General features: G+C 57.7%; 12 protein-coding genes. 7 read left to right on the forward strand and 5 right to left on the reverse strand.

From position 1 onward, the window contains the following. Positions 1-50: 50 nt before the first annotated feature. Genes queF through queC form a run of 4 tightly spaced genes read right to left on the reverse strand, consistent with a single transcriptional unit; the run spans position 51 to position 2,305 of the window. A complete protein-coding gene (gene queF, locus ABYT07_RS14105) occupies positions 51-512 on the reverse strand; it encodes a preQ(1) synthase (RefSeq protein ID WP_372992639.1) in 462 nt (153 codons plus the stop codon). Positions 513-531: 19 nt separating this feature from the next. Further along, the gene (gene queE / locus ABYT07_RS14110) at positions 532-1,254 is read right to left on the reverse strand and encodes a 7-carboxy-7-deazaguanine synthase QueE (protein WP_372992641.1); all 723 of its coding nucleotides are present in this window, start codon (positions 1,252-1,254) and stop codon (positions 532-534) included. Next, on the reverse strand, positions 1,251-1,604 hold the full coding sequence (gene queD / locus ABYT07_RS14115) for a 6-carboxytetrahydropterin synthase QueD (RefSeq protein WP_372992643.1): 354 nt from the start codon (positions 1,602-1,604) through the stop codon (positions 1,251-1,253). The genes queE and queD overlap by 4 nt, the downstream gene beginning before the upstream one ends. After that, entirely contained in the window at positions 1,604-2,305 is a 702-nt protein-coding gene (gene queC, locus ABYT07_RS14120) for a 7-cyano-7-deazaguanine synthase QueC (protein WP_372992646.1), read from the reverse strand. Before queC ends, queD begins: the two co-directional genes overlap by 1 nt. A 283-nt stretch (positions 2,306-2,588) precedes the next feature. Here queC and ABYT07_RS14125 point away from each other — a divergent pair, with 283 nt between their 5' ends. Then, positions 2,589-4,124: an alkaline phosphatase gene (locus ABYT07_RS14125; RefSeq protein WP_372992648.1), complete on the forward strand. Its 1,536-nt coding sequence runs from the start codon at positions 2,589-2,591 to the stop codon at positions 4,122-4,124. A gap of 341 nt (positions 4,125-4,465) precedes the next feature. Continuing rightward, complete coding sequence (locus tag ABYT07_RS14130; protein WP_372992650.1) at positions 4,466-5,548, forward strand: hypothetical protein; 1,083 nt, start codon at positions 4,466-4,468, stop codon at positions 5,546-5,548. 152 nt (positions 5,549-5,700) lie between these two features. Here ABYT07_RS14130 and ABYT07_RS14135 read toward each other — a convergent pair whose 3' ends face one another. Then, entirely contained in the window at positions 5,701-7,347 is a 1,647-nt protein-coding gene (locus tag ABYT07_RS14135) for a mechanosensitive ion channel family protein (protein ID WP_372992652.1), read from the reverse strand. Positions 7,348-7,709: 362 nt separating this feature from the next. On the opposite strand from ABYT07_RS14135, the gene ABYT07_RS14140 reads away from it, so the two are divergent. The 5 genes from ABYT07_RS14140 to ABYT07_RS14160 form a co-directional block, all read left to right on the forward strand. Beyond that, positions 7,710-8,228, forward strand: coding sequence for a 2Fe-2S iron-sulfur cluster-binding protein (locus tag ABYT07_RS14140; protein WP_372992654.1), 519 nt, complete (start codon positions 7,710-7,712; stop codon positions 8,226-8,228). Continuing rightward, positions 8,225-9,211 carry a xanthine dehydrogenase family protein subunit M gene (locus ABYT07_RS14145; protein ID WP_372992656.1) on the forward strand — a complete coding sequence of 329 codons (987 nt, stop codon included), beginning with the start codon at positions 8,225-8,227 and terminating at the stop codon, positions 9,209-9,211. The genes ABYT07_RS14140 and ABYT07_RS14145 overlap by 4 nt, the downstream gene beginning before the upstream one ends. Next, a complete protein-coding gene (locus ABYT07_RS14150; protein ID WP_372992658.1) occupies positions 9,208-11,406 on the forward strand; it encodes a xanthine dehydrogenase family protein molybdopterin-binding subunit in 2,199 nt (732 codons plus the stop codon). Before ABYT07_RS14145 ends, ABYT07_RS14150 begins: the two co-directional genes overlap by 4 nt. Before the next feature lie 94 nt (positions 11,407-11,500). Continuing rightward, positions 11,501-12,451 carry a L,D-transpeptidase gene (locus ABYT07_RS14155; protein ID WP_372992660.1) on the forward strand — a complete coding sequence of 317 codons (951 nt, stop codon included), beginning with the start codon at positions 11,501-11,503 and terminating at the stop codon, positions 12,449-12,451. Next, positions 12,448-13,203 (forward strand): extensin family protein (locus ABYT07_RS14160; protein ID WP_372992662.1); only part of this gene is annotated, 756 nt, incomplete at its 3' end. The genes ABYT07_RS14155 and ABYT07_RS14160, both read left to right, overlap by 4 nt.

Here is a 13,203-nt window from a genome sequence, read left to right on the forward strand (position 1 = left end):
GACGTCCACGAAGTGCAGCCCTGACAACCCGGCCCCTCGCGCGCCCGCTGTCAGCCTCTGCCACGGTAGGGGGGGACCCCTTGGTCTGGAATCCAGACATCAGCCGGCGTGGCACCGGTTTGCCAGAAAACATCTATCGGAATGCCGCCGCGCGGATACCAGTATCCGCCGATCCGAAGCCATCTAGGCGACAGAAAATCAACGAGACGTCGTGCGATAGAAACCGTGCAATCCTCGTGAAACGCACCGTGATTGCGAAATGCGCCAAGGAACAGCTTGAGGGATTTGGATTCGACCAGATAGGCGTCGGGGACATAATCAATGACCAGATGCGCAAAGTCGGGCTGGCCCGTCATGGGGCAAAGCGAGGTGAATTCAGGCGCGGTAAAGCGCACGCAGTATGACACATCCGCCTGCGGGTTCGAGACCCGTTCAAGTTCAGCCTGCTCGGGCGAGGCGGGCAATTCCGTTTTGCCGCCCAATTGCGTGAGGTCGCTGTAAATCGTTTCCATTGTTTTCTCCTGAACCGGGTCAGACCCCGCGTTTGTTGCCCCATAACAGGACGTGAAGTTGTGGCAGCACTTTGGGGGCGAACCAGCAATCGGCCATGACTTTTTCAACCAACCAAAGCAGCTTGTCCGCCAGCACTTGCGGATCGACGGCAACGGTCGGGTCAACCTCCAGATTACCGGGCTGAAGATACAGCGGCAGTGCAGGATATTTTTCCGCAACCTGTCGCGCCCAGTCATAGTCGCGATCATCGAAGATCACGATCTTCATGACGATGCGCCCGGCCTTATCCCCGGCACTTTGGGCCGCGACAAGGCAAGCATCAAATGCGCTCCAATCCACAGTTTCACCACTTGAGGGCGGTTTCGGGCTTAGGACCAGCGTATCCAGATCCGCAAACCAAGGTTTTGAAATGGAGCCTTGGGTTTCACAGGCAAAGCGATAACCGTTGGCGTGACCGAGGGCGATCAACTGGGTGAAGTCCTGAATCGCGGGATTGCCGCCCGACAGCGAAATGGTCAGCGGTTTACCTGTTGAAAGGCGGGTGATTTCCGCCCAAACGGCATCGGTCGTCATTGCCGCCCACGTGTGGCGAAAGGCGGTGTCCACCGCATGCAGGCTGTCGCACCACGCGCACCGGTAATCGCAGCCACCTGTCCGCACAAAAATGGTGGGTTCGCCAATCAATGCGCCTTCACCCTGAATCGTAGGGCCGAATATTTCGGCGATACGCAATTGGCTCATGGTCGGTACTCCGCCCAGGTCTTGGGCGTCTCGCTGACCTTTACCGCTGTGGTTTCGGGCCATTGCGCGGCACACCAATCATAGAAATGTCGGGCTATGTTTTCACCCGTCGACGGGATGTCCATCACATCGTTCAGATGCCGATGGTCGAACGTGTCGTCGATATAGGCCTTGAGCGGTTTGAGTTCGCCGTAATCCCGCACGAACCCGTCCGCATTCAGGGTTGCCGAAGCAAGCTCCACGATGACAACATAGTTGTGCCCGTGCAGGCGCGCGCATTGGTGACCCTCGGGCAGATGCGACAGTTGATGCGAGGCGGAAAAGTGGAATTCCTTAGTAATTCTATACATCAGCCTAGCGCCTTTCTTGCCACGACTTGGGACCAGAAATCCGGGTCTTCATAGCGGGTGGGGTCCACTACGCCAGCCAGATCAAAGGCTTCGCGGCGTTCAACACAGGTGCCGCAGCGCCCGCAGTGGTGTTCGCCGCCTTTGTAGCAGGACCATGTGTCAGCAAAGGGCGTGTTGTGGAGGGTCCCCGCAGTGACGATGTCAGCTTTGGTCTGATGCACAAATGGCGTATAAAGCGATACATCGGCATAGCCGTCCAACGCCATTTTCTGCATCGCCTCAAAGGATTGGGTAAAGGCCGGACGGCAATCGGGATAGATAAAGTGATCCCCGCCATGCACGGCTGTGGCAACGGCGTCGTCACCGCGTGCGGCAGCTATACCAAAGGCCACCGTCAGCATGATCGCATTCCGGTTGGGCACGACGGTGACGCGCATGCTTTCTTCGGCATAGTGACCGTCGGGGACGTCAATATCATCGGTCAAGGCCGACCCTGTCAGGGCCGCCCCGATGGCGCGCAAGTCGATGATATCATGGGGCACATCTATGCGTTTTGCGCAAAGCGCCGCAAAGTCGAGTTCCTTGCGGTGGCGCTGACCGTAGTCAAACGAGACAAGGCGGGTCAGCTGGTGTTCGCTGGCGACCATATGTGCAAGCGAAACGGAATCTAATCCGCCGGAGCAGATGACGATAGTTTTCATTTTTATACCCTTGTTTTGTTACCCGGGTAGGCTGCGACCGGGAGGTGCCTCGTTAAACCGAAGCGGTCTTCTTGCCAAGGGGAGGATCGGCAGAAAAGTGCTGGGCGCGCGGGTGTTAGGTTTCAGACACACAAGAGCCTGTCGAAGGGAACTGGCAGGCGGCAACGCCGTGCCGGTGCGGGCGGCCCCTCAGGTTTCATGAAACTGTCGTCAAACTGTCGATGAAATGAAGCCCTTTGTAGAGATGATCTTGCCTGTAGCAAACATTCAGGAGGCCGTTATTGTGCCACGTATTTCATTCACCCGCCGTCAGGCTCTTTTGGGCTCTGCGGCGCTTGGCGCGTCCTTGGCGATCCCATCCCTTTCACGCGCGCAATCGCGCCCCCTAATTACCCACGGCGTTATGTCCGGCGATGTCGCCCATGACGGTGCCGTCATCTGGGGCCGCGCCGACCGCGAGGCAAAGATGCTGGTAGAGTGGGCAACGACCGAGAGCATGTCGAACGCGCAGGCTGCCCCCGCTTTGGCCGTCGGCACACCGACGGATTTCACGGGCAAGATGGCGCTGACCGGCCTGCCCAGTGATCAGGATATTTTCTATCGGGTGACGATGACCGACTTGGCCGATGGCACCATGTCCGAACCGACATTGGGGCAGTTTCGCACCGCCCCGATGGGCAGTCGCGACGTCAGCTTTGTCTGGTCGGGTGACACTGCCGGGCAGGGCTGGGGCATTGATGAGGATCGCGGCGGGATGACCACCTATGCCACGATGCTGGGCCACACGCCTGATTTTTTTCTGCATTCCGGGGATACCGTCTATGCTGACGGCCCGCTGAAGGAAGAGGTTGAGCTGGCCGACGGGACACTCTGGAAGAACGTCGTCACGCCCGCCAAAAGCAAGGTTGCCGAAACACTCGACGAATTCCGGGGCCAGCACCTGTACAACTACATGGACCGCAATGTTCAGGCGTTCAACGCAGCGGTGCCGATCATCGCGCAATGGGACGACCATGAGGTGACGAACAACTGGTACCCCAACGAGGTGCTTGCCAGCGACGACCGCTATACCGTCAAGTCGATGCAGACGCTGTCATCGCGCGCGGCCCATGCGTTTCACGAGATGATGCCAACGCGGCAAAATCTGGCTGAACCGATGCGGGTGTACCGCAAGGTTTCCTATGGTCCGCTGCTGGATATCTTTGTGATCGACATGCGCACCTACCGTGGCGACAACACTGCCAATACCGAAGCTGGTGCCACGCCGTTTCTGGGGGCTGAGCAAATGGCATGGCTCAAGCGCGAAATGGTGAACTCCACCGCGACGTGGAAGGTGATCGCGTCTGATATGCCCATCGGAATGATGGTGCGCGACGGCGACACCAACATGGAAAACGGGGCGAATGGTGACGGCCCGGTTCGCGGGCGCGAGCACGATATCGCGGCTGTGCTTTCCTTTATCAAGACTGCCCAGATTGCGAACACGGTTTGGCTGACGGCGGACGTGCATTACACTGCAGCCCATCATTATTCACCAGATCGCGCCGTCTTTCAGGAATTCGAGCCGTTCTGGGAATTCGTGTCCGGCCCGCTGCATGCAGGCACTTTCGGCCCGTCCGATTATGACAATACGTTCGGCCCCGAAGTACGCTTTGCCAAGCATCCAGAAGAAGGTCAGGCAAACCTGCCCCCCAGCGACGGGATGCAGTTTTTCGGCAAGGTCGACATCGCAGCCGACACCGGCATGATGACCGTCCGTTTGATGGACAGCGCAGATGTTGAACTGTGGTCGGTGGAGCTAGAGCCAAAAACCGTCTGAACGATCATGCAACGGGGCGGCTGTCACGGGCCGCCCCGTTGTTTACGCAAGTGTCTATCCGTTTGGCTGCTTTGCTATGAAGCACTTGCAGCCTGCCATCGCTCGGTGATCTCGATGCAGTCAGGCTGCTGCATTCAGAATGTTGATGGACCTAGGCATTTGAACCCGCCGTCGCGAACGGCAGCTATGCACCCAACCCTTATTTTAGACAACGCCGCCCCAACTAGCGGCGCAGCATGCACAACAGGCTTGATTGACATTTAAAACAGCTACAGCATGCGATGCGTCGGCATTGCATTTGGGAATGTCATTTTTTTATATAATTTATTGGAGGGTTAGGCATGGCTAAGTCAGTCAGTTTTGCTTTGGTACTCAGAAAAAACCTTGGAGAAAGTAACAAGCAAAGCATTCTTAAACTGCCGCAGATCGAGGTGGAAGTTGAGGTCAAATCGGGGATGGACCCCTATACCTTGCAAGAAATGCGCGATGCGATCAGCCCTTCGTTCATGGATCGCCGGAAAAATTTGAACAGCCTGATCGAAGCATCCGAAAAAGAGCTGTTCAAAGAGAAGAATGAAAAGAAGCGCAAGGCGCTCACCAAAGTCAGTCTCAAGAAGATCGACGCGGAACTGTCTGCATTTGAAAAAAACCTGACCAAACGCGTCAATGATTTCTGCATAGCCGAAGATAAAAAACGCGACGATTTTGACAAGGCAAATGTTAAATTTGTGGTCTCATGTGCTTGGTCTTTGGGCAATGTTCTGAATGATGCAATTGGCGGGATCACCGCGCTGTTTGCGACGGCAGTGGTCCCAACGGCTTCGCTTTCGGCGGCGAAATCCATTGCGGACCTTGCCTTGGATATCAAAGGTCTGGTCGATAACCTGCGCGACGCCTACAAATCGGGGGCCGATGTTCAGGCTGACATTCTGGCAGACCTGAAAAGGATCAAAGCAGTCAAAGCGCCGAAACCAGTTGGTAAGTCCTTGGTGCAGAATTTGTCCAAGAACATCGGTCTATATGAAACTAAAATGACCGCAGCCGAGATGCAGGCCAAGGCTTTGGCCCGCAAGGTCGATGCACTTTTGAAGTTTGCCAACAAGCGCAAGGACTTGAGCGCCGAGGCTGAAAAGCGCATTGCCAAAGTGGTGAGCGCCACGATTGCCGAGGTGCAGCGCATCGCGAAAGACCTGAAAAAGGGGCAGCGCTCGTTGCAGTCGTTCAAAGCCAGACACGCGAACGCGGAAAAAACTGCGGCAACGGATGCCGCGTCGTTCATCGGTTGGGCAGTGGGGGCCTATGACATGGCAAACAAAATTTTCGGCTGGTATGCGGATTTCGGACAAGTGGACAAGGCCATCGATATGCTCGTGACCTTTACCACGTCCGACGATTTCTTTGAGCCGGTCCAAATCGACTTTTAGGGTCTCGTTCGTATCTTAGATTTGCCATATTTTGGGGTGCACCCGCGTGCACGCCCCCCGAAAGGCGTGTTCGACGGCCTTTGGCATGTCGCACGCTGACTATCATTGATGCCTTGCCACGCCAACACGGACAGCCCGCATGGTACCTATGGTTATGCGCCCTCGGCAGGGTTCACCGTTTGAAAGACCTTGCTCCCTGAATGCTCCAGATCCTGCATGCGTTTGATCAGCCGCTCCCGAACCTCGCAGGATAAACCCCATGAGGTGTTAGGGTTTGCGCATGTCAGGCAGAACGTGACGATCTGGCCAAAGACATCCTGCCCTGTGACCCTGACCTCGTGTTCGTCGCGGGCCCCCAGATCGTCTTGGTCGACCTCGTCTAGAACCTCGAAGAATATGTCCCGCAATGCGCTGATCTCGGCCCCGTGCGCGACATGTATTTCGATCAAACGCTTCATCTTGGGGTCTCGTATCGTCCAGTTCTCGAATGTCTCTGACACAAATTCCGTCACAGGAACGATCAACCGCACGCCTGTCCAAACCCGCAACAGGACATAGGTAAAGTTGATCCGCTCGACCGAGCAGATGTGCCCCTTGTAGACGACCTTGTCGCCAATCCGGGCCGATTGGTTCAGCGCGATCTGTATGGAGGACATGATGTTGGATAGGACTTCGCGTGCGGCAAAGCCAAGGATCAGCATCACGGCACCGGCAGAGGCCAACAGGGAAAAACCGAACGTGCGGAATACGTCTGCCTCGGCCAGGACGATGCCAAAGCCAAGCAAAATGATCACGACGATCAGCAAGCGCCGGACAAGCGATACCTTTGTGGCGGTCTCCCGGCGGTGGTCGTCGTCGATCTGGTCCAGATCATCATTATCAAACTCGATAATCTGGTCTATGATCCTGTCCACCACATTCACCACGAAAACCAGCGCTGCAATGACATAACCCAACGCGATCATTGGCGGAATGAGGGTCGAAACCGGGCCGGAAAAGACGAAGATGCCACTGATGATGGAGATGACCGATGTCATCACAAACATCACCACCGGTAGGCGGGACGCCGCGATAATACGTTCGGCAAATTCGCCATTCACCGACGCAGCAGCCCGCGACAAACCCTTGCGGGTCACAATGCCCGCGATGATCGCCAGCAGGAACATCACCGGTAGGCCGATGATCTCCCACCACATGAGGTTCCAAAAACCGTCCTTGCGCGCCCAATCCGGCAGTTTACGCTCCATTTCTGACGGCCCGAAAGTGTCATAGAGCTTGGGTATGTTCGCCACCGACCGTTTTGAAAATACCCAGACCGGTGCGGCTTCGTCCACCTGAACCCGGTCAAGATAGATAGGGTAGGGCCGGTTATCGACTTCAAGCACCCACAGCAGAATGGAGCGTCGGGTCTGTCCGGCGACAGCGCTTTTCGTTGTTGCCGTAGCATCTAGCGCGTCCGGCCGATCCAAAAGATCACCCCAGCTGATAACAACCTTTCTGTCCACGATGGTATAAAGCTGTTCAGCAAGGGTTGGTCCGTGCGCTGGTTGCTCTGTGCTTGGGATCGTGGCCAAATTCAGCAGATGCGCCGCCGCTGCAAAATTGCCTTGCTCGGCCAGATCAAGCAGCGCTTCTATGGTTGCATGTGGTGAGCTGCGATCGAGGGCAGCGGGCGGAGCGCCCAGCCCATCGTTCAGCGTGTCTGACTGGTAGACTTTTTCTTCCGCGACGGCGGCACCCGCGAGAACGATCAAAACGCACAATAGGACTGAACGAAGTGTTTTGATCGAAGATAGCATTGAGCATCCTAATGGTCGGGCTAGAGGTACGAATTGTACAACGCGGCAAGCGCGCTTGTGGTTCCCACAGACAGCTTGTCTGCGATTACTTGGGAGCCGCATCTTGCATTCCCACAACGGCTTGGGCCTTACCAACTTTGCGCCCAAAACGTCATTGGCACATATCTGACTTACACGGATTCGGGACGATGCTTGTCGCTAGGCCGCAGAGAGGTAGCGGAAGCAGAGAGCCGGGTGGACGAACGGTTCGGTCCGGGCCCGTGCTAATGGCGGAACCATTACGGCACCCAGTCGTTCATCTATAACCGATCGGTTAGCCGCTGCGCTTTCGCGCGATGCCCTTTGAATAGAAAGTACGCCCCATGACAACCCGCAGCACGACCCTGACGATAAACGGTGAAACGCATGTCGTTGATGTTGACCATCGCACGACCCTGCTGGATCTGCTGCGACATCATCTGGATCTGACAGGTACGAAAAAGGGCTGCGATCACGGGCAATGCGGGGCCTGTACGATTATTGTCAATGACCGGCGGATCAACGCGTGCCTGACCTTGGCCTGCATGCATGACGGCGACGATATCACCACAATCGAAGGGTTGGGCACGCCAGATGACATGTCGGCTTTGCAGCGGGGATTCATCAAGCATGACGGGTTTCAGTGCGGCTATTGCACTGCCGGTCAAATCTGTTCGGCGACGGCCATGCTGCAAGAGGCGAAAGCGGGCTGGCCTTCGAATGTGTCAGAGTCCCTTGAGGGGGCCGGAGCCCTGTCGGATGAAGAAATCTCGGAGCGGATGAGCGGCAATCTGTGCCGGTGTTCGGCCTATACCGGCATCGTCAACGCAATCCGCGAAGCGGCGGCGGAGGGCGGCCAATGAAGCAGTTTGAGTATAACCGCGCGACGTCAGTCGCTGACGCGACCAAGGCGGCCTCGGGTCATGGTGCCGCGATCATTGCCGGCGGGACCAACCTGATTGACCTGATGAAGCTTGAGGTGAGCACACCCGATATACTGGTCGACATCAACAGACTAGATCTGGGTCAGGTTTCCCGGACAGATGACGGCGGGCTGCGGATCGGCGCGCTGGTCACCAACAGCGATCTTGCTGCGCATGAAACTGTTCGCAAAGATTACGAAGTATTGTCCCGCGCGCTGCTTGCCGGTGCCTCTGGCCAGTTGCGCAACAAGGCGACGACGGGCGGTAACCTGCTGCAACGGACGCGCTGTGGCTATTTCTATGACACGGCGATGCCCTGCAACAAACGCGCACCGGGAAGCGGGTGTCAGGCGCTGGACGGGTTTAATCGTATTTTGGCTATTCTGGGTACCAGTGACCATTGTATTGCCACGCATCCTTCTGACATGGCGGTCGCCATGATGGCACTTGATGCGGTGGTCGAGATTGAAGGCAGCCATGGAGATACGCGGCAGATTGCGCTGGATGATTTCTATCGCCTGCCGGGCAGTACACCGGATGTGGAAACAGTATTGCAGCCAGGCGATCTGATCACTGCCGTGCTTTTGCCCCGGCCAACGACGGGTCGGCATATTTACCGCAAGGTCCGTGACCGGTCGTCCTATGCGTTCGCGCTGGTGTCGGTTGCGGCCGTTGCGCAGATGGACGCTGGCAAGATCGCGCAGATTTCACTGGCCTTCGGGGGGCTTGCGCCCAAGCCTTGGCGCAACCGGGCGGTCGAGGCCGCGCTGACCGGTCAGGCCCCTTCGGATACTCTTTTTGACGAGGCGGCGGATATCTTGTTGGCGGATGCCAAAGGGTACGGCGCAAATGATTTCAAAATCCCCCTTTCACGCCGCACGCTCAAGGCTGTGTTGCGTTCCGTAACGGAGACTGACCAATGACCGTGCATCACAAAATGGATGACCAACAGCCCGATGTTCTGGCCGGTATGGCGCAGGGCGTGATCGGCAAAGGCGAAGTGCGGGTGGATGGCCCTCTCAAGGTGACAGGGCAGGCGGCCTATGCCGCTGAAATCGGCGACGGCACCGAAGCGGTCGGTGTGTTTGTGCGTGCCACAATCGCCAAGGGGCGCGTCGCTACGATTGACGAAGCAGCCCTGCGCGCCATGCCGGGGGTTCTAACCCTTGTTACGGATGAACGCCTGCTGCGAAACCCGGCCCAGGGCACCGCGAACAAAGCACCCATTCAGGGCGCGCGGGATGTTGCGTATTTCGGCCAGCCCATCGCGCTTGTTGTGGCTGAAACCTTTGAGCAGGCCCGCCATGCAGCGCAAAATATTGCAATTACCTATGTTGTTGAACAGGCTGTCACCGATCCGCTTGACGGTTCGGCGCAGATAGACACGCCAGAAGCCAAGCAGACGGAACAGGGCGATGTGGACGCCGCCATGGCTGCGGCGCATGTCAGTATCGACGCCAATTATACCACCCCGTCCCAGACCAGTGCCGCGATGGAGCCGCATGCCTCTGTTGCCAGCTGGGAAGGCGACAGGCTGACGCTGCACGGGTCCTATCAGATGCTGAAATATAACCGGAATGAACTGGCCGATGCCTTGGGCATTGATCCGTCCAATGTCCGGCTTTTGGCCCCCTATGTCGGCGGCGGCTTTGGTTCGAAACTTGGCCTGTCCTCCGAAGCCGTGGGGGCCGCAATCGCGGCCAAGGCGTTGGGCCGTCCGGTGCGCGTGGTGATGACCCGCCCGCAGGTGTTCGAGACCACGATGCGGCGCAGTTCGACCCAGCAGCGGTTGCGGCTGGCGGCAGATGCAAAGGGGCATCTGACCGCGATCGGCCACGATGCAACGGTATCGAACCTGCCCGGTGAAACGTTCAGCGAACCCGTCGCATTGGCCACGCATTTTCTGTACGCGGGCAAAAACCGCGCCTATGCGCACCGCATTGCGCGGGTGCATCGCACTTGTGCGGGATCCATGCGCGCACCGGGCGAGGCCGTGGGCATGCTGGCGCTTGAAAACGCGATGGATGAACTGGCGCATAAGGCAGGGATTGATCCGGTCGCACTGCGCCTGCGCAACATCCCCGAAACGCATCCCGAAACCGGCAAGGAATTTTCGTCCCGCCGCTTTGCAGAATGTCTAAGCCAAGGAGCCGAGCATTTCGGCTGGTCCAAACGTTCGGCAAACCCCGGGCAGGTCAAAGACGGCGAATGGCTGATCGGCATGGGCGTGGCCTCTGCTGCGCGCGGCAACATCCTGTCCGAGGCCAAAGCCCGCGTCATCCTGCACGCCGATGCGACCGCTACGGTTGAAACAGATATGACTGACATCGGCACGGGCACCTATACGATTTTGGCGCAGATCGCGGCCGAAATGTTGGGTCTGCCGCTGGACAGCGTCACGGTACGGCTGGGCGATACCGACCTGCCACCAGCAGCGGGGTCAGGTGGTTCTTGGGGGGCGGGTTCTGTCGGGTCCGCCGTATTTCTGGCCTGCCAAAGCCTGCGCAAGGACATCGCTGGTATGTTAAATGCAGACCCTGCCGATATCACCCTAAAGGATGGCATCATCACGACCGGTAACATCCAGCGCAGCCTTTCGGATACGCTGTCTAATGACCTGACCGCCATAGGACATATTGAACCTGGCGAGGCGAGTAACACAGTGGAACACGCCGGCTTTGGTGCGCATTTTGCCGAAGTCGCGGTGAACAGTGTCACAGGCGAAACGCGTGTTCGGCGGATGCTTGGCGTGTTTTCGGCGGGCCGTATCCTGAACGAACAGACAGCCCGTTCACAGTGCTATGGCGGGATGATTTTCGGCATCGGTGCCGCGCTGACCGAAGAGCTGGTGCATGATCATCGCGATGGTCACATCGTCAACCACACCCTTGCCGAATATCACGTTCCGGTAAATCTGGATGTGCCCCAGCTGGATGTCATCTTTCTGGAAGAACGCGACGCATGGGCCAACCCGATCCAATCCAAAGGCGTGGGCGAACTCGGCATATCCGGTGCGGGCGCGGCCATCACCAACGCCATTTTCAACGCAACCGGCGTGCGTGTGCGCGATTACCCCGCGACCCTTGACAAAATACTGCCGCAACTGCCGGAGGGGTGAAAACCGTTTTCCCCTCCATTCCACACCGCAAAGTACTGTTGAACCTTATCAGGCAGCCCGACGCTGCGAACGAGAAATGTAAAGAGTTTTGAAAATGCGTACACTTATATCCGGTCTTGCGTTTGTGCTGGCCGCGCCTGCAGTCGCCCTTACCGCTGATGACATCCGCACTTCGCAATATACCAACGGCACCTTGCCCGAGGGACAGTCCGCCATCGCCGTCAAGCTTCAGGTGCTGCTGGATCGGGCCGGAATTTCGCCGGGCGTGATCGACGGCTATTCCGGCGGAATGAGCGAAAGCGCCCTGCGCGGTTTCGAGAGCCGTGAAGGTTTTGAAATTGATGGCCTGCTTGATCCCGCAGTCTGGTCCGCACTTGGGGGCGGCGACGGCGGGGATGTTTTGCAGTCATACACCGTGACCCAGGGCGATTTGGACAATCTGTCCCCAAGCATTCCCGAGAATGTCGCAAAGAAAGCTGAAATGGACATGCTCGGTTTTACCCGCGTCTCGGAGGCATTGGCCGAACGGTTTCACATGGATGAAGATTTCCTGATCCTGCTGAATCCCGATGCAAAATTCGAATTGGGGGATATCATAACGGTCGCTGACGCCGGACCAAGTCTTGAAGGAGAGGCCGCCCGGATCGAGATCAGGAAAACAGATCGCCGTGCCGTTGTTTTCGACGCCTCGGGCAAGATGTTGGCAAATTACCCCGTGTCCATCGGGTCGGATGAGACCCCGTCACCCGAGGGCAGTCTTGAGGTGAACGCGGTCGCGATTGACCCGACCTATAGCTACAGACCATCCGTCAATTTCGAAGCCGATGGCGTCAAAGAGGCGCTGATATTGCCGCCGGGACCAAACGGGCCTGTCGGGTCGGTCTGGATTGATCTGACCAAGCCCACCTATGGTTTGCACGGCACGGATGCACCGGAAAAGCTGTTTAGCGCCTCAAGCCACGGATGCGTGCGGTTCACGAATTGGGATGTCGAGGAACTGGCCAATATGGTCAGTAAGGGTGTTGTCGTGGACTTTGTTGAATGACGCGGGCCATGTTTCTGGCGTTGGTTGTGGCCTGTCCGGTTTTCGCGCAGGACCTTGCGCCGGAAACCTCGCCCAAGCCTCAGCCGAAACAAAGCAGTCCCATACCTCCGCAGGTCGCACCCGCAGCGACGCCACCCGCAGAGGACGCCGAACGAGAGAATGCTGCGGAAACCGATGATAGTGTTGCGCTGGTCGGCGTACGAGATTTGCTGCGCGAAACGGATGCCGACTATGCGGCCTGCCTTGCGCAGCTGGACGCAATGGGCGTGACCTATACCGAGGCCGAGCCGCTGATCCCCGAAGACGACGCTGATTGCGGTATCCTGCGCCCGTTGATGGTCTCTGAGATCAGCGCCGGCGTGGTGATCTCTCCCTCCGCGATGCTGCGCTGTGAAACCGCCACGGCACTTGCACTGTGGACCAAGGATTTTGTCCTGCCCGCAAGCGAGCGGCTGTCTGACCGGGGGGCGCTGACCGCCATCGAAAACGGTTCGGGCTATGTCTGCCGCCGCCGCAACAATCAGCCGACCGGCAAGCTGTCGGAACACGCTTTCGGCAATGCGTTCGATGTGATGGCGTTTCGCTTTGAAGACGGATCCCGCTTGGCGATTGAGCCCCGCGAAACCGAAGGGTCCATGGCCGAAGCATTTCAGGACGCCGTGCGCGGGGCGGCCTGTATGGATTTTTCAACAGTCTTGGGGCCGGGGTCCAATGCGGCCCATGCCGACCACCTTCATCTGGATATCATCGCA

The organism is Sulfitobacter sp., from assembly GCF_041552635.1.
Lineage (GTDB): Bacteria > Pseudomonadota > Alphaproteobacteria > Rhodobacterales > Rhodobacteraceae > Sulfitobacter.

Excerpts from the sequence above, each read along its gene's own strand:
- queF (WP_372992639.1), bottom strand. The coding sequence starts at position 512 with ATGGAAACGATTTACAGCGACCTCACGCAATTGGGCGGCAAAACGGAA.
- ABYT07_RS14135 (WP_372992652.1), bottom strand. The coding sequence starts at position 7,347 with ATGCTATCTTCGATCAAAACACTTCGTTCAGTCCTATTGTGCGTTTTG.
- ABYT07_RS14150 (WP_372992658.1), top strand. The coding sequence starts at position 9,208 with ATGACCGTGCATCACAAAATGGATGACCAACAGCCCGATGTTCTGGCC.
- queD (WP_372992643.1), bottom strand. The coding sequence starts at position 1,604 with ATGTATAGAATTACTAAGGAATTCCACTTTTCCGCCTCGCATCAACTG.
- queC (WP_372992646.1), bottom strand. The coding sequence starts at position 2,305 with ATGAAAACTATCGTCATCTGCTCCGGCGGATTAGATTCCGTTTCGCTT.
- queE (WP_372992641.1), bottom strand. The coding sequence starts at position 1,254 with ATGAGCCAATTGCGTATCGCCGAAATATTCGGCCCTACGATTCAGGGT.
- ABYT07_RS14140 (WP_372992654.1), top strand. The coding sequence starts at position 7,710 with ATGACAACCCGCAGCACGACCCTGACGATAAACGGTGAAACGCATGTC.
- ABYT07_RS14145 (WP_372992656.1), top strand. The coding sequence starts at position 8,225 with ATGAAGCAGTTTGAGTATAACCGCGCGACGTCAGTCGCTGACGCGACC.
- ABYT07_RS14130 (WP_372992650.1), top strand. The coding sequence starts at position 4,466 with ATGGCTAAGTCAGTCAGTTTTGCTTTGGTACTCAGAAAAAACCTTGGA.
- ABYT07_RS14155 (WP_372992660.1), top strand. The coding sequence starts at position 11,501 with ATGCGTACACTTATATCCGGTCTTGCGTTTGTGCTGGCCGCGCCTGCA.